This is a genomic window from Paenibacillus rhizoplanae (genome assembly GCF_042684125.1).
Classification (GTDB): domain Bacteria; phylum Bacillota; class Bacilli; order Paenibacillales; family Paenibacillaceae; genus Paenibacillus_AQ; species Paenibacillus_AQ rhizoplanae.
On the sequence record NZ_JBHUKY010000110.1, the window covers coordinates 1 to 20,553 of the forward strand.

General features: G+C 52.6%; 17 protein-coding genes. 1 reads left to right on the forward strand and 16 read right to left on the reverse strand.

The genetic code is table 11. The annotated features are described in order from the left end of the window. A partial coding sequence (gene ltrA, locus ACFSX3_RS32240; protein ID WP_379313776.1) for a group II intron reverse transcriptase/maturase occupies positions 1 to 828 on the reverse strand: 828 nt, incomplete at its 3' end. A 625-nt stretch (positions 829 to 1,453) separates the two neighbouring features. Further along, the gene (locus tag ACFSX3_RS32245; protein WP_209991894.1) at positions 1,454 to 2,329 is read right to left on the reverse strand and encodes a nucleotidyltransferase-like protein; all 876 of its coding nucleotides are present in this window, start codon (positions 2,327 to 2,329) and stop codon (positions 1,454 to 1,456) included. 128 nt (positions 2,330 to 2,457) lie between these two features. Here ACFSX3_RS32245 and ACFSX3_RS32250 point away from each other — a divergent pair, with 128 nt between their 5' ends. Next, positions 2,458 to 2,823, forward strand: a complete 366-nt coding sequence (locus ACFSX3_RS32250; protein WP_209991893.1) for a DUF2614 family zinc ribbon-containing protein — start codon at positions 2,458 to 2,460, stop codon at positions 2,821 to 2,823. Between the two features lie 127 nt (positions 2,824 to 2,950). Here ACFSX3_RS32250 and ACFSX3_RS32255 read toward each other — a convergent pair whose 3' ends face one another. The 14 genes from ACFSX3_RS32255 to ACFSX3_RS32320 form a co-directional block, all read right to left on the reverse strand. Continuing rightward, entirely contained in the window at positions 2,951 to 4,672 is a 1,722-nt protein-coding gene (locus tag ACFSX3_RS32255) for a glycosyl hydrolase family 18 protein (protein ID WP_209991892.1), read from the reverse strand. A gap of 195 nt (positions 4,673 to 4,867) precedes the next feature. Beyond that, positions 4,868 to 5,299: a Fur family transcriptional regulator gene (locus ACFSX3_RS32260; RefSeq protein WP_209991891.1), complete on the reverse strand. Its 432-nt coding sequence runs from the start codon at positions 5,297 to 5,299 to the stop codon at positions 4,868 to 4,870. A 125-nt stretch (positions 5,300 to 5,424) separates the two neighbouring features. After that, positions 5,425 to 7,350, reverse strand: coding sequence for a DUF4097 family beta strand repeat-containing protein (locus ACFSX3_RS32265; protein WP_379313778.1), 1,926 nt, complete (start codon positions 7,348 to 7,350; stop codon positions 5,425 to 5,427). Between the two features lie 37 nt (positions 7,351 to 7,387). After that, a complete protein-coding gene (locus ACFSX3_RS32270; protein ID WP_209991890.1) occupies positions 7,388 to 7,861 on the reverse strand; it encodes a GNAT family N-acetyltransferase in 474 nt (157 codons plus the stop codon). Between the two features lie 84 nt (positions 7,862 to 7,945). Further along, complete coding sequence (gene gatB / locus ACFSX3_RS32275) at positions 7,946 to 9,391, reverse strand: Asp-tRNA(Asn)/Glu-tRNA(Gln) amidotransferase subunit GatB (protein ID WP_209991889.1); 1,446 nt, start codon at positions 9,389 to 9,391, stop codon at positions 7,946 to 7,948. A 290-nt stretch (positions 9,392 to 9,681) separates the two neighbouring features. After that, positions 9,682 to 11,139, reverse strand: coding sequence for an Asp-tRNA(Asn)/Glu-tRNA(Gln) amidotransferase subunit GatA (gene gatA, locus ACFSX3_RS32280; RefSeq protein ID WP_209991888.1), 1,458 nt, complete (start codon positions 11,137 to 11,139; stop codon positions 9,682 to 9,684). 25 nt (positions 11,140 to 11,164) lie between these two features. Then, entirely contained in the window at positions 11,165 to 11,452 is a 288-nt protein-coding gene (gene gatC, locus ACFSX3_RS32285; RefSeq protein WP_173139646.1) for an Asp-tRNA(Asn)/Glu-tRNA(Gln) amidotransferase subunit GatC, read from the reverse strand. A gap of 174 nt (positions 11,453 to 11,626) precedes the next feature. Next, the gene (gene araA, locus ACFSX3_RS32290) at positions 11,627 to 13,120 is read right to left on the reverse strand and encodes an L-arabinose isomerase (RefSeq protein ID WP_209991887.1); all 1,494 of its coding nucleotides are present in this window, start codon (positions 13,118 to 13,120) and stop codon (positions 11,627 to 11,629) included. A 19-nt stretch (positions 13,121 to 13,139) separates the two neighbouring features. Next, positions 13,140 to 14,189, reverse strand: a complete 1,050-nt coding sequence (locus tag ACFSX3_RS32295) for an aldose 1-epimerase family protein (protein WP_209991886.1) — start codon at positions 14,187 to 14,189, stop codon at positions 13,140 to 13,142. Positions 14,190 to 14,223: 34 nt separating this feature from the next. Then, positions 14,224 to 15,102 (reverse strand): class II fructose-bisphosphate aldolase, encoded by an 879-nt coding sequence (locus tag ACFSX3_RS32300; protein WP_209991885.1) that lies wholly within the window; start codon positions 15,100 to 15,102, stop codon positions 14,224 to 14,226. 13 nt (positions 15,103 to 15,115) lie between these two features. Then, positions 15,116 to 16,633 carry an FGGY-family carbohydrate kinase gene (locus tag ACFSX3_RS32305; protein ID WP_209991884.1) on the reverse strand — a complete coding sequence of 506 codons (1,518 nt, stop codon included), beginning with the start codon at positions 16,631 to 16,633 and terminating at the stop codon, positions 15,116 to 15,118. 9 nt (positions 16,634 to 16,642) lie between these two features. Then, positions 16,643 to 18,712 carry a TIM-barrel domain-containing protein gene (locus ACFSX3_RS32310; protein WP_209991883.1) on the reverse strand — a complete coding sequence of 690 codons (2,070 nt, stop codon included), beginning with the start codon at positions 18,710 to 18,712 and terminating at the stop codon, positions 16,643 to 16,645. Between the two features lie 34 nt (positions 18,713 to 18,746). Then, positions 18,747 to 19,628 (reverse strand): carbohydrate ABC transporter permease, encoded by an 882-nt coding sequence (locus ACFSX3_RS32315; RefSeq protein WP_042139988.1) that lies wholly within the window; start codon positions 19,626 to 19,628, stop codon positions 18,747 to 18,749. 14 nt (positions 19,629 to 19,642) lie between these two features. Then, positions 19,643 to 20,551 (reverse strand): ABC transporter permease, encoded by a 909-nt coding sequence (locus tag ACFSX3_RS32320; protein ID WP_379255007.1) that lies wholly within the window; start codon positions 20,549 to 20,551, stop codon positions 19,643 to 19,645. Between the last annotated feature and the right edge of the window lie 2 nt (positions 20,552 to 20,553).

Sequence of the window (20,553 nt, forward strand, 5' to 3'; positions counted from 1 at the left end):
TTCATACGCATGTTCTGCATCCTTTTTGGTTTTACAGACCACAACGAAGTCGTCTGCATACCTCGTCAGTTCTCCCAGCCCACTTCCGTGTTTCTCCCATAACCAGTCAAAGTAGTTCAAATAGATATTCGCCAGCAGTGGCGAGATGACACCACCTTGGGGTGTCCCTAGATCGGAGCGCCGTACCTTTCCTTCTTCCATCACTCCCGCATGAAGCCACTTCCGTATAAGCTTCAAAATCCGTCTGTCATTGATACGCATCTGTACCAATTTCATGAGTTTCTCTTGATTTATATTGTCGAAGTAACCTTGGATATCGACGTCGACTACCCAATTTCCTTTGCGGTTGCAGGCTTTCCGGATTCGTTCCAGTGCTCCTTTTGCACCTCGCTTCGGGCGAAATCCGAAGGAGACCTCTTTAAAATCTGCTTCAAAGATGGGTTCAATCACCAGTTTGGTTGCCATCTGTAGGATTCGGTCTCGTACCGTAGGGATGCCTAGTGGTCTTGGCTTCCCGTCTTTCTTCGGGATATAGTGCCGCCGTACGGGCTGCGGATGGTAGCTGCCTTCTTTCAGTTCTCGCTCACAGCTTTTGAGAAATCTCGTGACTCCTTGTTTCTCGATTTCAACGAGCGTTACGGCGTCCACTCCCGCAGCTCCCTTATTCGCTTTCACCCGTTTCCAGGCTTCGCATAGCACATCCCACCGGTAGACTTTGTCGTACAGCGCATGGAATTTACGCTTGTTGTTCTCCTTGGCCGCATGACCTAGCTTTTCTTGGAGTTCTTGAACTTTTTCCTTGGGTGTCGTTAGCCATTTGGCATTCACTCACTCGTACCTCCTCCAAAAGCGTAAACAAAGTAGGGCTCCTTCCCTCCCTAAGGTTATGTTGTCCTTAGGTTCTTCGGTACTATAAGCCCCTCGGACTCCCTTCCCACAGACGGTTCACTTCGTCTTCTGGACTTATAGAGCGTCTCTTTACGGGTTCCTAAAAAAAAATTCTTCCGTGTGGGGGAGGGTCTCCCCAGTTCACTGCATTATCTTTCAATCCATGCCGTTCCCTATACGCCGGAGGATTCTTCACTGCTGTTCCAAGTTCTGCACAGTTTCCTTGGCCTTCGTCCATAATAGCGGGACTCGGCTCCCTCTGTTCCCCTTTGCAGGGCCTTTTTGACGACGCGGCAGGATTCACTTGATGTTGCGGCCTGAATTGTTGCTCGCCCGGTCTCTGACCGGTACTTTTGTCGATGCGCTTTTACACACAGATTTCGCCATGCGCAAGCATCCTAGCTACAAGAGTGGCTTGGCCCCTCTCTTGGTTGGACTTGCACCAACTAGATAATGCGTGCCTCTGGGCACGCCTATAAAAAAAGAGAGTACATGTACCCTCTCCATTCTCCCGCTAATGCTATCTATATATAGAGCTGTTCCCGCCAGTAGGCGTACTGTTCACTTAAAGGGTATAACGAATGGTATGACCGTCCCCGGCTTCAACTGCCCATGAGGCGATCTCCCGAATTAATGAACGGGAGACAAGCTTGCGGAGTACAAGCGGCAACTCTGCCTGGAGCGGGCTAAGCCCCGAATGCTGCAGAAGCTCCTTAATACTCCATGCCTCCTTACGGCTGCCCAGAATATGGAGCAGCATGGCACAGGAATCCTCCATTTTTGACATGAGGGCAAATTCACAGGCGAGCAGGATCAGCTCAATTCTCTGGTCCAAGGTCTCTGTGCTGATAGTCAATTCTTCGTATAGCTTATGGACCGGGGAGTTCAGGCTTTTCACCTGTCCCCATACTGCCGGTTCCGGGAAATACCCCGCTTCACTTACTTCAATGCGTGCCCAATGATATAAGGCAATCAGTACGCAATTATAGGCATCCATGGTACACCCTGCTTCAATATAACGCTTGGACTTAATATACATATGTAAAAAACGGGCGAATTCCATAAACAACACCCGTTCTTTGAGCGGGCCCTCAAACTGGGTAAGCTGCTTGCGCATCTCCGCCAAGATCCCCTTCGGGTCCCAGATGACCTCTCCGGATATCAGGCTGCTAACAAGCTCGTTGTTATCCCCGGCCATTACAGCACGTTCCAGTGCAGATAGACCTACATGTACCGATTGCGTCCGCTTATCAGCGGCAATGCTATGGGTTATGATGCGTTCCGTCTCCTGTTCCTCATGCAGCAGAAGTACCACCATATCAAAATCGTGCAGCAGCGCACTCTGAAACGTGGCATCCCCTCTTTGCCGCCAAGCAACGGCTCCCAGAACATTCTCCTCAAATGTCTCCCCGCTTAGTAGGGTCAAATTGGACAGTTCCATACTTCCCTCCATCAAATTTGGCGATTTTGCATCCGTCAGTTATAATCTCTATACATAATCTTATTCTACATATTCATGCCAGTTCCTCCTGAACAACCGAACTATATTTCAGTTAGGAGATCATACTCATGAAATTTAAATCAGCCAAAATCAATGCTTTTCGCACCTGGGGACTGCTTCTGACCATGCTGGGCATGGGGCTTATGATCATGGGAACTGCAGGTATTGTCTTCTGGGGATCTGCCGGCAAGGTAGTTGCTGCTGTCGGTCTTGTCATTGGACTCGTCTCCATGATGGCCAGTCTGGCTATTTATTTCTGGGCGGGCATGCTCTCCACCAGTGCGGTTCAGGTGGAATGTCCGGAGTGCCATAAGCTGACCAAAATGCTGGGCAAAACCGACCGCTGCATGTTCTGCCACACCGTCCTCACCATGGACCCTGCACAAGCTACCATTACTGCCGAAGAGCTTGAACTCCAGCAGCTTAAACATTGAACGTGTTCAGGCAGCGTTGACTCCAATCATTTGTTGTTATGCGGATATTCGGATTTCCTTGCAAAAAAAGGTGTTGTCCTCTCCAGGACAACACCTTTTTTATGATTATGATGAGCAGGAGATAATCTTATTTTATAATTCCCTTCAATGCTTCCCAAGCCTCCGGACTGGCGAAGCTCCGGTTCCAGGCTGCCACACCGCCCAGTTTCAAGGATTGGGCCAACTCTACCCTTGCTGTGAGCGAGGTGGTGTCCTCGATCCAGATTTTGCGGAGAACATCCTCCTCCTTATACTCCACGTAGTTCTGTCCGGCTTCCTTATCGAATACCGGTTTCAGCTTCTTCTCAGCAATGATCTCCTTGACCGCATTCATGCTGACGGCCTTGGAGCTTACCTTGGTCTTGCCCTTCTCGGTGGCTTCCGTCCAAATCCGCGTATAAAGCGGCACTCCCAGAATCAACTTCTCTGCCGGTACCTCATCCTCCTCGATAATCCGGTTCAAAGAACTCTTAACCCATGGTAGAGAGGCTACTGAACCTGCGACCGGACTGGCTGCCCAGTGTTCATCGTAGGCCATTACAACCAGGAAGTCGGATACGGCGGCAAGCGCCCGGCGGTCGAGGAACATGGACCACATCTCGCTCTTGGACTTCGGCGTCACATCAATAGAGACAATCAGATTCCGGCTCTGGGCCATCGGCTTCAGTTCCCGCATGAACTGCGTTACGTTCGGTCCATCCTTGGTGTACACATTCTCGAAGTCGATATTAATGCCGTCTAAGTTATACAGGTCTGCATACTTTAGCATCTGAACAATGGCATTCATCCTATTGTCATATGTGGACAAGGCTTCAGTAGTCAAATCGGGTTCAAAGCTGTTGCTCAGCAGTCCCCATACCTCCATCCCCTGATTATGCGCCCAATCCACATAGGAACGGTCAGCCTGGCTGCGCACATTACCGTTCACATCAATAATGCTGAACCAGGTAGGGCTAACTACGTTAACTCCCGGCAAATCAGCAAATTTGGCCGGATTCGGCTTGCGTTCGTACACGGCTTCCCAGAACATGTTAACAGGCTTGCCCTTCCAGCTGCGCTCGGCGCGTGTAGGCGCTGCGGGCTGTTTCTCTACTGTTGTGGTTCCGTCTGCGGTAATATCATCCGCTTGGACATAGCCTGCATAACCGTTGTCAAGCTGAGCATATACCCAGTCCTTCGTGTCCGTGTTCCAGATTCGTACGACATCCCCAGGGTTCATATCAGCAAAAATCGGTGCATGCACCGAGGGTTCACTGCGCAGGGCTTTGGTCTTTCCGCCTTCCTCACCCTTCACTTTGCCAAGCGGCACCGATTCTCCCGCAGTCATCAGCAGTACCGCACCGGTAGCCGTATCCTCATTGATCTCGAAGCCGTACAAATTCTCCAGCGTGTCTACCGGAAGGTAGGTCACTTTATCCTTAACCTCAGGAGCAAGGCGAAGCTGCAGAGGTTCATTGTTCAGACTTGCTGCTGTTGATTCCTCCTGCATGTACAGAAGACTGCTGTCTGTCGAGAGAATTACAGATTTGCTCTTGTCTTCATAACGGATAGAAGGGTCTACGTATTCCTGTAAAAAAGGCAGAGGTAACAGCATACTATCCCCTGTACCTGAAGCGGAGTAACCCGTAAGCTGTCCTTTCACAAAAATCGGCTTGTCCAGCCCCTTCCAGTCAGGGTCCAGATGCTGGCGGTTCGGCAGTACATAATAAACAACCCAAAAGGCTGCAGCGGCTATAATGACAAGTCCCAGTAAGCTGCGAAAAAGACTTCCACGCTTTTTGACGCGTCCTTGTCTCTGTCTTCTGTCCAAAATAGGTCCTCCAAACAATATATTGAATTTTTAAAAGCAGGCAACGCTTCTGTTAAGTATACGCCATGCAGGCGAGCTTGGTTGCGCGAATCTCTTGGAAGGTTTGTATTTTTGTAACAGCTTCATTCTATCTCTATACAAAAAAGCGTGCAGAATCCGCATTCGGACTCTACACGCTTATAGGTATTATTCCATTCAGTGCTGCTTCTCGCCGCAGCCTTTGCACACACCGTACAGCTCCATACGCAATCCATGAATCTTGAAGCCTGTGGCCTGTTCGGCCTGCCGCTCTACTTCATGAAGAGTAGAGTAGCTGAAATCCTCAATCTTGCCGCATTCCTGGCAGATAACATGATAATGATCAGATACATTGGCGTCGAAACGGCTGGAATTATCACCGTAGGTCAGCTCACGGACCATACCTGCTTCCATGAACATCTTAAGATTGTTATACACAGTTGCCACACTCATGCTCGGAAACTGAGGCTCAAGCGCCCGGTAGATGTCGTCTGCCGTAGGATGATTCATCGCTTCCATCAGATACGTTAGAATCGCATGACGCTGAGGCGTAATACGGACACCGGTTGTCTTCAATTGCTCCAATGCATGCTGTACGCCACTACCCATCCATGCCACCGCCTTTGATTATACAACTTAATAATAATTCTAATGTAATTGTATGACTCTGCTTTTAGCGTTGTCAATGAAGTCATTACATTATATTCATTATTATATAATAAAAATTCCTTATTTCAATATTTGCTCACATTTAAATTGCTGTTTCCGTCTACACGCAGCTTGAATTCGCCGGTTCCGATCTGGCCGGAAAGCACTTTTTTGTCAATCACGAGCCCTGGCAGGTCTGTTACTATATCTCCATAGCCGCTGGAGCCCTCCACCGTATAATTACCCGTTAACGGCAGGAACAGTTCAATATCCCCCACTGCACTGTAAATATCCCAGTCTCCCCCGAAATCTCCGGAGCGGACACTGATCCGGCCGTTCAGGGATTCGGCATGCAGCTTGGCTCTTGCTCCGGATACCTCAACATTGCCGTTCTTCGTGGACAGATCCAGCGTATCCCCGCTGTCATATGCCGTGATATTGCCAACCGCCGTTGACATCTTCAAGGCACCTCTGACGTCCCAGGCCCCCATATCGCCTCCGCTTGTCCCCAGCTCCACATTGCCCAGGACATCTCTGGCGCGCACCGCGCCGTTTAAGGTTTTACCTTTTACATTACCGTAAATGCGGTGCAGGATCAGCTCCCCGTTCCCGGTCTCCAGCGAGATGTCGGCAATGGCCTCCACATTCTGCAGTGTTATTCCGCCATTCATCGTACGGACGTTCAGGTCGAACCGCCGGTCTTCCGGCAGGGAGATATCGAGGTTGATCCGCGGCTGGCGTTTGCCGGATTCACCGTACGCCTTACTCTGGGGTGTGATCTTGATCGTTGTTCCCTCTGTCACCTCGACAAAGGACTGATCGGCTATGGATTCAGCGAGTACCCCGTCCAGCTGGTCCACCCATACGGTTGCCGTAATCTCGATATCCTCCACAGCAGCCCGGTGAATGAGAATATCTCCATTTATAGCGTCAATATTGACCTTGGAGGTGTTCAGTTCGACCGGAACCATCAGCGGAGCCTTTTGATAAGAGCTTCCTTCCGCTTCCCCGTAATCGACTGCCGCCACGGTCAGGTTAAGACTCACCTTGTTCCACAGATGCAGATAGTGCTCCTGCTCGGTTACGATAAACACACAGGCAGCCAGTATTACCGCAGAGAACAATCCCCGCAGATCCATCCTCGCTCTTCCGGCAGTACCGTTCTGCTTCAGCCGGCGGAAAAGAATATAGATCAGCAGATACTCTACTCCCCATAATACCGGAATGATAGGCCACCATTTGAGCAGCAGCATCATATAATCCGTTCCATCGCGCCAGTCCAGGAGAAGCAGAATTCCGACAACAGCCAGTGTTACTGAGGCCGTATATCTGCCGATCCGCCGCTTCTTCCGTTCCTTGTCCTGACGCGCTATGGAGTCCCGGGCCATCTCTCTGATTCCCATAAGCAGGCCAAGGCCTATCAGCACCACGGAGGCGGCAGCACCGGCAGAGGTCTCAATGAATCCCCGAAGCCAGGGCGGCTTTTGCTGGAAAAGAAAGAGCAGCGCTCCGCCGATAAGCAGCAGGAGGCCAAAGGAAATCCCCGGCTCGCTGATCCTTACCCGGCGTCTTGATGATGTACTAGACTGGATGGTCTCCAGCTCTTCTGGATCATGCTCATCAGGAAACCGCAGAATCCGGTCTGCGTTCTGGAGCGCGTCGAATACATTATAGAAGTATAATACCGGAATCAGCAGCCCCAGCAAGATCAGCAATGGTACATTAATTTGCATCCCGATAGATGAGAAATACAGCAGCGCCACAATATCCAGCACAATTAGGAAAATGACAGAAATCCCTTTGCGGAGCAGCCCGAGATAGAGATGTCCCGTGCCGGGAAGCACTGCAGCCAGCAGGCCGGCCATAAATTTACGTTTGCGCGGACGGCGTTTGGTACGGGGAGGGATGTAGGGGGCCTTCAATTCTTCATCAGCTTCAGACAGCGGCAAGCCTGCCTCATTCTCTTCCTCCAGCACGGGAAGCTCCTCATGATTCTGTTGACCGGAATTCATTCTCGGTACTCCTCCTTTCTAAAATGGGATGTACTTGTCATTTCAGCCTGCCTGTCCGGTGGAACTCCAGCAACTCTACTCCCGGAACCACCTCTTCGGACCCCACAGGAATGAACCCGTGCTTGGTATAGAGCGTCACTGCCGGAAGGTTCAGCTTCCCCGTAGAAACGATAAACTGCTCCATCTCCGCATAACGGTCAAAGATAAATTCTAACAGTCTTCCGGCCACGCCTTGGCGGAAATGGTCCGGGCTGACCATCATCCGGGTAACGGTTAGCTTGCCGGGAGACTCCTGGGTGACTGCAACAGCGCCGAGCAGCTCCTCCGTCTCATCGAAGCAGCCGTAGAACTCCTCTGTAACCCGGCTGAGCATGTCCCTCGTCTCGAGCAGCGGCGGTATGTCACGAAACCCGATGATCTCCGCCTCCAGGCGGTACGCCTTATGCTGAAGGCTCCATAGCTCATCCAGCATGATCTCATCCTGCAGATTCAGCTTCACTATTGTATCCATCCGTACATTCCCCTTATATACTGCACAGGGGCCTGCCGTTGCCGACAAGCCCTGTGCCCAAGATTCTATAATCTATTACCCAATCTAGCTGTTCAGCACTTCTGCAAGCAATGTGTTCACAAGACCCGGGTTCGCTTTCCCTTTGCTTGCCTTCATGACCTGTCCTACAAGGAAGCCGATCGCTTGTTTCTTGCCGGCCTTGTAGTCTTCGACAGATTGCGGATTAGCAGCGACCACTTCCTGTACGATTTTCTTAATCGCACCTTCATCACTAATCTGCACTAGACCCTTTTCTTCAACGATAACTGCAGGCAGCTTGCCGCTCTCCAGCATTTCTTTGAACACGGTTTTGGCAATTTTGCTGCTGATGGTTCCGCCTGCGATCAGGCCGATCATCTCGCCCAGTCCCTGCGGCGTAATCTTCACCTGGGATAATTCCAGATTATTGCTGTTCAAATATCCCAGCAGGTCTCCCATCATCCAGTTGGCGACAGCCTTGGCATCCTGTGTATAAGCCAGACTGCCTTCAAAGAAGTCGGCTAGCGGCTTGGATGAGGTAAGCACTCCCGCATCATAGGCAGTCAGGCCAAATTCTTCGCTGTAACGGGCCTGCCGGGCATCTGGAAGCTCCGGAATGGTGGCACGGATCTGTTCCTTCCAGGAATCACTGATATGCAGCACGATAAGATCCGGGTCCGGGAAATAACGGTAGTCATGGGCTTCTTCTTTACCGCGCATAGACAAGGTCTTGCCCCCAGCTTCATCCCAGCGGCGGGTCTCCTGCACAACGATCCCGCCGTCATCCAGAATCTCTCCCTGACGGAGTTGTTCGTACTCCAGCCCGCGGAGAACCCCGCGGAAGGAGTTCATATTCTTCAGCTCCGCCCGGATACCGAATTCCTCCTGCCCTTCCGGGCGCAGGCTGATATTGGCGTCACAACGCATCGAGCCTTCTTCCATCTTCACATCGGATACATCGCAATACTGCATGATGGCGCGGATCTTCTCCAGATAAGCACGCGCCTCCTCAGGCGAACGCAGATCAGGCTCAGAGACAATCTCAATAAGCGGAGTCCCCACCCGGTTGAAGTCAACCAGTGAAGCAAATCCTCCATCCACATGAGTCAGCTTGCCCGCATCCTCCTCCAGATGAAGACGGGTGATGCCGATCCGTTTGGTCTCTCCATTCACTTCAATATCAATCCAGCCGTTCAGGCCGATAGGCTGATCAAATTGCGAAATCTGGTAGGCCTTCGGGGAATCGGGGTAGAAATAGTTTTTGCGGTCGAATTTGCTGACATCGCCAATCGTACAGTTCAGAGCCATTGCGGCTTTCATGGCGTACTCTACAGCCTGCCGATTAAGAACCGGCAATACGCCGGGGTGGCCCAGACAGACCGGACAGGTATGGGTATTAGGCGGAGCGCCGAATTCTGTGGAGCAGCCGCAGAAGATTTTGGACTTGGTATGAAGCTCCACATGAACTTCAAGCCCGATGACCGTTTCATATTTAGACATAGATAATCTCATCCCTTAAAAGTTTTGTGGGCATATACTCAAATTATATAAGAAGCACTAAAGAAATAAACAAAAAGCAAAAGAAACGGAGGGGAAATTTGGAACTGTAGGAGCGGTAGCGACCGCCTGAAAGCTTTCCGCAGGAAAGCTCGCTTCGGAAGCATCATCAGTCACCGGATTTCACCCGCGAAGAGCGGTTTAAATCAAGAAATCTGGGGACAACAGCGGCCGGAAGTCCAAATGTTCACCGCAGTGACGATGTAGCTTCAAGTTCAAATCTTAAGTGCATCTTAATATAAAAGCTACATTTGCGGACGGGCCTTGTGATGCTCTGTATGCTGTTCAAAGGCATGCGCAACGCGCAGTACCGTACTCTCGTCAAACTCCTTGCCGATAATCTGCAGGCCGACAGGCAGGCCTTCTGCGAAGCCGCAAGGGATGCTGATGGCAGGAATACCGGCCAGACTGACAGGAATGGTCAGGATATCATTCAGGTACATGGTCAGCGGATCTTCGGTCTGCGAGCCCAGCTTAAAGGCTGTCGTAGGCGCAGTCGGGCCGATCACGACATCATAATTCTTGAACACTTCATCGAAATCCTGCTTAATCAAGGTGCGAACCTTCTGCGCCTTCAAATAATAAGCATCGTAGTATCCGGAGCTGAGCGCATAGGTGCCGAGCATAATCCGGCGTTTGACTTCAGGACCGAAGCCTTGACTGCGGGAGTTATGGTACAGATCCAGCAAACCGCCTCCGTCATCCACACGCGTCCCGTAACGGACACCGTCAAAACGGGCAAGGTTGGATGAAGCCTCGGAAGAAGACAGGAGATAATAAGCAGCTACGGCATATTCTGTATGCGGAAGCGAAACCTCTTCCCACACGGCGCCGAGACTCTCCAGCACTTTAAGCGCTGACAGCACGGATTCACGGACCGATGCGTCTACGCCTTCGCCGATGTATTCCTTCGGCACAGCTATACGCAGACCGGAAATATCACCGGTGAGCGAACTCAGATAATCAGGTATGCTAACCTTGGCCGAGGTGGAGTCCTGGGCATCATAACCGGCAATCGCCTGCAGTACATACGCTGAATCCTCAACGCTGCGGGTAATCGGACCGATCTGATCCAGGGAGGAGGCAAAAGCTACCAGACCGTAACGGGAGACCAGGCCATAGGTAGGTTTAAGACCGACCACTCCGCAGTAGGAAGCCGGCTGGCGGATCGAACCTCCGGTATCGGAGCCAAGGGTGAAGAACACTTCTCCGGCCGCAACCGCCGCTGCCGAACCACCGCTCGACCCGCCGGGAACACGTTCCAGATCCCACGGATTGCGCACCGCCCCGAAGCTGGAATTTTCATTCGAACCGCCCATGGCGAACTCGTCCATGTTCAGCTTGCCCATGGTTACGGCATCGGCCTGGCGCAGCTTGGAGACTACGGTCGCATCATAAATCGGCTGGAAGTTATTAAGGAACTGGCTGGCACAGGTGGTGCGCAGACCTTTGGTCACAATATTATCCTTGATTCCGGCAGGCAATCCGAATAACAGACCACCCGCTGCTCCGGACGCCAGCTTGTCATCAAGCGCACGTGCCTGATCACGGGCACCCTCTTCATTCAGTGTCAAAAAAGCATGAACCTTGCTGTCACGTTCCGCAATGACGGACAGGGATTCTTCAGTCAGTTCACGGACCGAGACCTCTTTACTGTGCAGCATGTTATGTACTTCAGGTAGTCGATATTGAAACAGGCTCAACTTGCTTCCTCCTCTCAGGGTATGGTTATTCCAGAACAGCGGGAACCTTGAAGTGTCCGTCTTCATGTTCCGGTGCGTTAAGCAGCGCTTCCTCTTGGGTCAGGCTCTCCTTCACCGCATCGTCACGCATCACATTGCTGACTTGCAGCACATGGGTGGTCGGCTCTACATTCTCGGTATCCAGTTCATTCAATTTCTCGGCATATTGTAAAATAGCATTCATTTGTTCGGTGAAGGTAGCCTCTTCTTCCGGGCTTAATTGCAGTCGGGCCAGCTTGGCCACATGCTGCACATCTTTGACGGTGATGCTCATAATGAATATCCCTCCTGTTTAAAGGGCTAAAGCGCCCGGATAACGTTTTTAATTATAGGGTAGACGGCCTTACAATTCAATGCGCTTGTCGATGGAGGGAGATATATACAGCAAAAGACCCGCACCTGCTGATTGTGGCAGGAAGCGGGTCTTGAGTGCTTAAGCTTAATCCGGCTAATGATTCATCCGGTAATACAGGTCATTCCAGCGCAGCTCATTCTCAAGTGAAATCATGGTGCTGGAGGTGTCGATAACAAGGCACTCGACTCCTGCCATACGCGCCCAATCCCGGAGCTGTTCACTTGTTGTATGGAAGGAAAAGGCGAAGTGATGTGCACCCCCGGCCAGAATCCACGCTTCCGATGCACGGGTCAAGGACGGCTCCGGCTGCCAGAGGAGCCGCGCTACCGGCAGATGAGGCATTCTATGTTCATTCTGTACGGCATTCACTTCATTGACGATCAGGCGGAACCGGTCGCCCATATCCACCAGTGTGGCATTGATTCCTTTGCCGCTGGCTCCGTTAAATATTAGACGCGCAGGAGCTTCCTTGCCGCCGACAAACAAGGGATGCACTTCAATCCTTGGTCTGTCCGCAGCCAGGGACGGGCAGATCTCCAGCATATGGGAACCCAGTACCATTTCATTGCCCTTTTGCAGATGATACGTATAATCCTCCATGAAAGAGGTGCCTTGATTGCCGGCCATAATCTTCATCATCCGTACCAGCGCGGCCGTCTTCCAGTCGCCTTCACCGCCGAAGCCGTAGCCTGCCGCCATCAGCCGCTGAGCCGCCAGCCCCGGCAATTGCTTCAGTCCATGCAGGTCCTGGAAGCTGGTCACGAACGCTGTATATCCGCCCTCCTCCAAAAATTCGCTCAGCGCAATCTCCATCCGCGCCTGTTCACGAATAGCTCCCCGTTCAGCGCCATCGGTACGTCCCTGATCCGTAAAGTCGTATAATTCCGCGTATTCATCCATTAGCGCACGCAGCTTGGCTTCGCTGACACTCCTAACCCGTTCAGCCAGATCACCGGCCGGATAACCGTTGACCGTCCACCCCAGCTTGATTTGCGCCTCCACCTTATCGCCTTCCGTCACTGCGACATCACGCATATTGTCGCCGAATCTGGCGATTCTCATCGTCTGGCTCCCGGTATAGCCCGCCGCCGTCTTCATCCACCCTCCGATTCTTGCACGCACCTCTTCATCCTTCCAGTGGCCTGCAATAATCTTTCTGGGCATTCGCAGGCGGGCGCCGATGAACCCGAACTCACGGTCGCCGTGCGCCGCCTGGTTCAAGTTCATAAATTCCATATCAATACTGTCCCAGGGAATCTCGATATTGTATTGGGTATGCAGATGAAGCAGCGGCTTGCGCAGCTGGGTTAGCCCCGAGATCCACATTTTGGCCGGAGAGAAGGTGTGCATCCATGTGATCACCCCCGCGCAGGTCCCGCTGGAATTGGCTTCAAGGCACACTCGCAGAATCGCTTCCGGAGCCGTGACTGTTTCGCGGAACTCAATCGGATACGGAAGGCCTCCTTCGCGGTTTAGCTCCTCGACCATTCTCCTGGAATTCTCCTCCACCTGCTCAAGTACATCCTCTCCGTACAAACCTTGGCTCCCTGTTACAAACCAGAATACATATGGCTTAGCTTGCAGCATATCAAATTCCTCCGTTAGTTCAGCTCGTTTTGAATTTCAATTCAATCTCGTAATGAACGGCTTCTCCAGGCTCCAGCAGCTTCAAAGAATGCGCTCTGTGCTCCTCCGCTCTTCCCCGGGTCCAGCAATTGGACGGCTCGAGTCCCAGCACATGTTCACCTGCTCCGGGCATTCTCCACTGCACCAGTCTGGGCAGCGTCCGCTGATCCCACTTCAGCTCTACCGTCAGGCCTCCCGATGAAGAGGATAAGCCGGGTACAGGAAAAGAAGGGCTGCTGATTTGAGCGCAGATATATGTTTGCCGTTCCAAGGGTTCATGGTAGTACACTTGTTCCTTAAAACGATGATCCGGCGCCTGCCATTCATGTATCCGTGATATCTCCATATCATCATCACGCGGAGCACAGATGCTCTCCGGCAAGATGATCCGGGTATCCTCCGCAAGCAGCGGAAACCCAAAGTTGAAATGATACAGCATCAGATGCGGGGCCGGTGTAAAGCCTGCATTCTCCACGCAATCGTTAAGCAGCAGACTGTTCTCTCCAAGCCTGCTTGTAATGGTGCGGGTCAAACGCAGCTTATGTCCAAAAATGGACGTCTCCTCTATGACTGCCCGCAGGCGGATCTCATATTCATTGCCTTGCCATTCCGCCTGATACGAAGCTTGGCGTGCGGGTGTATGATGGATCTGTCCATGCAATCCATAAGCTCCGTATTCGTCCCGGCCGGCCGCACCTGCCTGCGACAATCCGCAAGTCATCAGCAACCCGCCGGAAGCTGTGTGTAGCCAGTGATTCCCTTCATCCCTGAAATAAGCGGCATGGGGATCGCCGTTGGCGGCAGACCAGCTAACCGGAATGCCGCAAAATTCAGCCAAAGAGATATCCATTCCCTTGCCGGGATGCACCCAATAGGAGAGGCCAGAGCCGGTCCGCACACGGAACACTTCCTGACCGGCCTCCGGCCCTTCTCTCATTACAAAGGGCTGCACTCCCGCAAGCTGCTCTATTCTCCCAACTCTGGCTTCCAGCTCACGACGGGTCCATTCTCTGCCATATAGTCTTGCCATACCACCATTCCTCCTGCACCCGGGAAGGAAAGCCTCAGGCTTGTCCGGCACTCCCGAAAATTCTCATCGTACGAACAATATCCTGCTGCACTGCTTCCATAGCCCATCTGGAAATGTCATGATAATAGCTTTTGTGCTGCTGCGCGCTGTTGGCCGTCAATTTCGCCTGGAGGGTATTGGCCACTTCATGCGCCATATTGGAATAATAGTTAAGCTTGCGGATGCCGCACTGTATGGAAGTTTCATAGGCAGCTTCATCCAGTCCAGACCCGCCATGCATCACCAGCGGCAGGCCGGTAAGCTCTTTGATGAGCTTCAACCGCTCAAAATCCAGAACCGGTTCTGTCAGATAAACACCGTGCGCGGTCCCGTAAGCAACGGCGAGCGCATCGACATCGGTATGTGCAATAAAGGTCTGTGCTTCTTGGGGATTGGTGTATACATCGTCCGGATCATATTCTTCGATCTCTTCATCCGCTCCGCAGCCCTCCGGACGCAGAATCTTGCCGAGCTCGGCTTCTACGGAAACTCCTAGCGCCTTGGCGATTTTGCTGATCTCATTGGTCTGGCGGATATTCTCCTCCAGCGGCAGATGCGCACCGTCGAACATCACCGACGAGAAGCCGAGCTGCATCGCCCGGATCAGAATTTCGTGATCCTGGCCGTGGTCCAGGTGTACTGCAACGGGAACCCGCGCTTGCCTCGCAGCCGCCAGTATAATGGGAGCGATCACCTCAAGCGGAACAAGCGGAATATGTACTTCCGCAAAGGACAGAATGACCGGTGAACGCGCCTCCTCGGCCCCGGCAATGATTCCCCGGATCATCTCCAAATTAATCACATTGTACGCGCCGACGGCATAACGCTTGGCTTCGGCATCCTTCATTAACTCTTTCAGGGTCACTAATGGCATTCTTCAGCATCTCCTATGGGTTCGACATGACGTTATTCACTGCTTGATACAGCCGTTTATATTTGGCGTAATTCTCATCGTAGTGCCTGCGGTTCTCCGGGCGGGGATAGAAGGTAGTGCCCACCTTCACCAAACGGCGGGCAGCTTCTGCATAGGAAGGGAACACTCCCAGCGCCACCCCGGCCAGAATAACCGCTCCGAGAATACCCGCCTCTTCGATATCAAGGGCGATGACGGCCCTGTTCATGATGTCCGCCTTGATTTGCAGCCACAGGGCAGACTTGGAACCGCCGCCGCAGGCTTTTAGTTCCCTGATACGCATACCCGCTTGCTCCAGACAATCCAGATTGAGCCTCATCTCATAGGTGACGCCCTCCATCAAGGCTCTGTACAGTTCACCCTTCATGGTGTTGAAATTCAAGCCCGCGATGACCCCAACCGCAGCCGGATTCATGTAAGGTGTGCCTGTGCCGGCAAAATGCGGCAGTACCAAAATGTCTGTAGGACTTTCTCCGGCGCTCTCGCCCATAATCTCATAGACACTCCGGCCGGACTCATCTGCCGCACATTTCTCTTCATAACCGAACTGGTCCCTGTACCACTTGAGCAGGGAGCCGCCGGTGAAATTAAACGCATAGGTGGTATAACTCCCCTGGATATAAGGAACCAGCGCCAGCTTGCTGAGCGCAAGCGCTTGGTCATTGACCTGCATTTTATCGAAGACCGGCGTGATGCACTCTACGGTGCCAATGCCGTCTACGGCCGAGCCTTCTTCCGTGACTCCCGCGCCAATGGCAGCACATACCTGGTCATGTCCGCCGAGCACCAGCTGAAGGTGGGCAGGCAGCCCCAGCACCTCAGCCGCTGCGGGTGAAATCCGGCCGAGCCGTGATCCAAGCTCCAGCGCCTGGGGAAATATCCCGCTCCTTAAGCCTGACGCCCGGATAATCTCCTCATCCCACTCAAGCCGGTGAACATCAAAGGCCATCGTTCTGGATGCCAGCGAATAGTCGATCACGGGTCCTGCACCCAGCTTGAAGAGAATAAATGATCCAAACGGCAGAAAGGTATGAAGCCGCTCATAAATGTCCGGCCGCTCTTCCCGGTACCACATCAATTTGGAGAGGGTGTACATCGGATGGGGATGAAGGCCCGTCTTGCCAATGATGTTCTCTTCTCCGATATGCTCCACCAAAACCTCCAGTTGCTCGCTTCCCCGCTTGTCAATATACAGCAGGCTGTTTCCAAGCACGCAGCCCCCGCTGTCGAGCAGAACGGCAGCCTCCCCAAAGGAAGAAACGGACAGTCCGGCAAGCATGGCAGGCGGTCTGTCATACTTAATCATTGCGGAACTGATCACAGCTTGAACCGCTTCCCACACCCGCTGCGGACTCAGCTCATAACAGCCGCTTTCCGGCGATTCCATGGGGTATTCCCTGTATGCCTGGGCCAGCACCTCACCCGTTGGAGCCATGATCAGGCATTTCGTTCCTGTTGACCCGATATCTAGGCCTATGAGATCGACGGCCATGTCCCCGATTCAGCCCCTCTCCCCATCCGGGACGTATTTCACACCGGCTAACCTATAGCGCTTAGAGATTATGTCTTGTTCTTCTATGCTCAGGCCGCCTTCCTGGGTCACCTTAATTGTGGCAAAAGGCAGGCTCTCAGCAATCATGGAATAGCTGACTGCATCATCACATAAAAGCGAGCATTCCCCTGCTTCCGCACCGTACAGAACAGGCTCTATATTAAAAACGGTGTCGTCCCGGACACATAGAACGGGCTCTGCCCAAGGAATTAGCGCGCCCTGTTTGATATACAGAGGAACTTCATCCTCAGCAACCTGGCGGGTGATCCATTGTCCGCCGTTCAGCCACTCTCCGCTCAATCGTTCGTACCAGCGGCCTTGAGGCAGGTAGAGCTTACGTGTGTCACCGTTACCATAGACAACAGGAGCAGCCATAAGATCCTCTCCAACCATGAACTGGTCGAAGCAATCCAGCACCTCAGAGTCACCCGGGTAATCCATCACTAAGGGACGTATAGGCGGTACCCCCTGCTGACGGTATCTGCCAAATGCGGCATACAGGTAAGGAATCAGACTCATTCGGATTTGCAGAAGCTTTCTGCATTGCTGCGCCAGCTGCGGCCAATCCTCCAGCCATTCACCGGCATGGTTCTTGTCATGATCGAATTGCTTCCACGGCGGCGAAGGAATCATATAACAGTTAAGCACCGCCAGAGGCGAGAAAATCACAGCGCCAATCCGGCGCAGCAGCTCTTCCCTCGTTGCTGTCTGGCGGACCTCCGGCGACCAGAGCAGACCTGAGAAGGACGCTGTGGCGAGCCCCCGTACGAAGTCTTCATGGTCGTAGAGGTCGCTGTACAGTACATAGGGATAGGGCGCCGCGAGCGCATGGGAAGCGCGCACCTGTCCATAGGTCCGGCGATCCGCTGCCTTGAACGGGGCGAGCATCGTTTGCTGATAGAGCTGGCCGAACAAGCTGTGCATCTGCTCCCCGTCCGCCCCTCCCGGAAAACGGGCGAAATCGGGAAAACCCCAGTTGCCGATATAATCGCCGTTATCACATTCATCCAGCTTGAAGCCTGACAACCCCGCCTCAATGAAGGGCTGGTGGATGTCCGTGAAGGCTTTCCGGGCCTCAGCTTGGGTGAAATCCGGCACCAGACCGTCCCATACATAGCTGTCGGCCGAATAAGGCTTCAGCTCCGAGAAGACAGGACTATCAGGATGCACATAAGCATGCTCCCACAGATTAAGCCGGTACCCCATATCATTCAGATCCTGGATCAGCCTTGTTTCATCCGGAAATCTGTTGCTGTCCCACACATAAGTACAGGAGTAGGCGTTCGTCTGCCAGCCGGGCTCCAGACCAAACATGTCGCAGGGCATCTCATCTTCCCTGATTTGCCGGGCTAACTGCAGGACATCCTCCTGATCCGCATGCCAGTCGGCGCGGTACATGACACCCAATCCCCACATCGGAGGTAACGCCCCGCCGCCGCTGAACAGATTATAGCGGCTGACCGCGTCCTTCATATCCCCGCCGCAAAACACATAAATATCTACTCCTTGCGCCGCAGGGATATCCACCAGCATATTGCCGCTTCCCTTTTTCACTTCCCAGTGCCCCTTCTCGGTGCCTGCCGATTCGAAGCCTTCCAGATCCTGCTTGCTGCCAACTCTCTTGCACCCTCCGCTGAAAAAGGTTGCGTACCGGGCCGTATCCACCAGAATGGCATAACCGGCAGTGCTTACATAAAAGGGAACCGGCGCATGGGAGTCGCCCAGATCCGCAGACGGGTCGGAATTCGTGCGCAGCTTCTTCTTGCTGCCGCTCTGTCTGAACGATTTAAGCTGTAAGCCCAAACCGTATACTTCCTCTTCCGGCTCCAAGGGAATCTCCAGCAATACAGAGCCCTGGCGCGGTTGAAAATGAATGTCCTCCCTTAGAAAGGGAAGCGGATGATCTTCAAGCGCATTCAGCGCTTCGAGACATGTGACGGGCTTCAATACCGATACCGGTGTAAATTCTTCGGGTGTTCCGAAGGTCAGCTTAAAGATTCCACTGGCAATTTTCTGCATAATCCATTTCTCCTACTGTAAATAGTTTTTGGAACTATCCCTTCACGCTTCCCAGGACGAGACCAGACACGAAATAACGCTGTAAAAAAGGGTAGACGCACAAGATGGGCAACGTGGCCAGAATGATCTGCGCGCTCTTGGTCGTGCGCGGTGAGATGCTGGCCAGGAGTGCGGCGTCCTCAGACCTCACATTGCTGAAATCGAAGCTGACAATAATGGAGCGTAAATAGGTGGCGAGCGGATAGTTCTCGGTCTGGTTCATGAAGATCATTCCGTCAAACCAGCTATTCCAATGCCCTACCATAGCCAGCAGCAGGATGGTCGCAAAGGCAGGCAACGACAGCGGGAAATATAACCGCCACAGGATGGTCCAGTGTCCGGCTCCATCTATGCGGAAGGACTCATCCAGTTCCCGGGGCAGTCCTCTGAAGAAATTGATCATCAGAACGATGTTGAAGACCGCCAGGGCTGTCGGCAGAACCAGTACCATCATGGTATCCAGCATGTGGAGGGATTTCACCTGCATGTACAGGGGGACGATGCCTCCGCTGAACAGGATGGTGAACATGAAAAACCATACATAAAACGTCCGCATGCTGAAATCCCTGTTCTCCCTGGAAAGGGGATAAGCCGAAATAAAGGTAACCAGCATCTGCAGGGCGCTGCCCACAAGCACACGGATCACAGCCACGCCCAAGGATCTTAGAAATTCCGGACGGGTAGCGATAAATTTATAAGCGTCCAGTGAAAAGTCCGACGGAAAAAACCGTACCTTCCCCATCGCCACCGCCGAGGCGGAGCTGAAGGAAATGGCTAACGTATTGACAATCGGCGCAATGCAGAGGATTCCCAAGAGAATGAGAAACACTTTGTTGAATACTGCGAACACGGTGCTGCCGTTCAAACGGTATTTCACCCTTGCTCCCCCTTTCAAAAAATGCGGTAATCGGCAAACTTATAAGCCATATAATAAGAAACTGAAATAAGTACTCCGGACACCAGCGATTTAAACAGTCCTACGGCTGTCGCTACGCTGTACTGTGCCTGATTGAACGCCAGCCGGTAGACCAGTGTATCCAGGATATCGCCGGAATCGACCACCAGCGGATTGAGCAGCATGAATACCTGTTCGAACCCGGCGTTCAGCACATTGCCCAGACTGAGAGTAGCCAGAAGAATGATCGTGGGACGAATGCCGGGCAGCGTAACATGCCAGATCTGCCGCCAGCGGCTGGCTCCGTCAATCATGGCTGCTTCATATAAATCCGGATTGATGGAGGTTAGCGCAGCCATATAGATAATCGTATTGAAGCCAAAGTTCTTCCACACTTCAGTAGTGACCAGTACGCCGGGGAACAGACGGTTGCTGGACAGGAAGCCCACCGGCTCTCCGCCAAAGGCCTGGATGAGGCTGTTAATCACCCCCTCCAGACTGAGGACATCCAGAATGATGCCGCCGAGGACCACCCAGGACAGGAAATACGGCAGGTACATCGCAGTTTGCAGCACCCGTTTCAGCTTCTGGCCGCGCATTTCGTTCAGCAGCAGCGCAACAACGATCGGCACAATCAATGAAAATACAATTTTCAAAATCGAGATATAGATCGTGTTATACATGACTTGCCCGAAGCGGGGCATGGAAATAATATATTTGAAATTGTCCATCCCGACCCACGGACCGGCAAGCCAGCCCTTGAACACGCTAAAGTTCTGGAAGGCCATGACAATCCCCATCATCGGGATATAGCAGAATAGAACAGCCAGTATAATTCCCGGTATCAAAAACAAATGGTACGGTAATTCATGTCTGAAGCGGCTCTTCAGGTGCAAAGCTCTCACAA

Coding starts and splice junctions, on each gene's coding strand:
- ACFSX3_RS32245 (WP_209991894.1), bottom strand. CDS start 2,329: ATGGAACTGTCCAATTTGACCCTACTAAGCGGGGAGACATTTGAGGAG.
- ACFSX3_RS32250 (WP_209991893.1), top strand. CDS start 2,458: ATGAAATTTAAATCAGCCAAAATCAATGCTTTTCGCACCTGGGGACTG.
- ACFSX3_RS32260 (WP_209991891.1), bottom strand. CDS start 5,299: ATGGGTAGTGGCGTACAGCATGCATTGGAGCAATTGAAGACAACCGGT.
- ACFSX3_RS32265 (WP_379313778.1), bottom strand. CDS start 7,350: ATGAATTCCGGTCAACAGAATCATGAGGAGCTTCCCGTGCTGGAGGAA.
- ACFSX3_RS32270 (WP_209991890.1), bottom strand. CDS start 7,861: ATGGATACAATAGTGAAGCTGAATCTGCAGGATGAGATCATGCTGGAT.
- gatB (WP_209991889.1), bottom strand. CDS start 9,391: ATGAGATTATCTATGTCTAAATATGAAACGGTCATCGGGCTTGAAGTT.
- gatC (WP_173139646.1), bottom strand. CDS start 11,452: ATGAGCATCACCGTCAAAGATGTGCAGCATGTGGCCAAGCTGGCCCGA.
- araA (WP_209991887.1), bottom strand. CDS start 13,120: ATGCTGCAAGCTAAGCCATATGTATTCTGGTTTGTAACAGGGAGCCAA.
- ACFSX3_RS32295 (WP_209991886.1), bottom strand. CDS start 14,189: ATGGCAAGACTATATGGCAGAGAATGGACCCGTCGTGAGCTGGAAGCC.
- ACFSX3_RS32300 (WP_209991885.1), bottom strand. CDS start 15,102: ATGCCATTAGTGACCCTGAAAGAGTTAATGAAGGATGCCGAAGCCAAG.
- ACFSX3_RS32305 (WP_209991884.1), bottom strand. CDS start 16,633: ATGGCCGTCGATCTCATAGGCCTAGATATCGGGTCAACAGGAACGAAA.
- ACFSX3_RS32310 (WP_209991883.1), bottom strand. CDS start 18,712: ATGCAGAAAATTGCCAGTGGAATCTTTAAGCTGACCTTCGGAACACCC.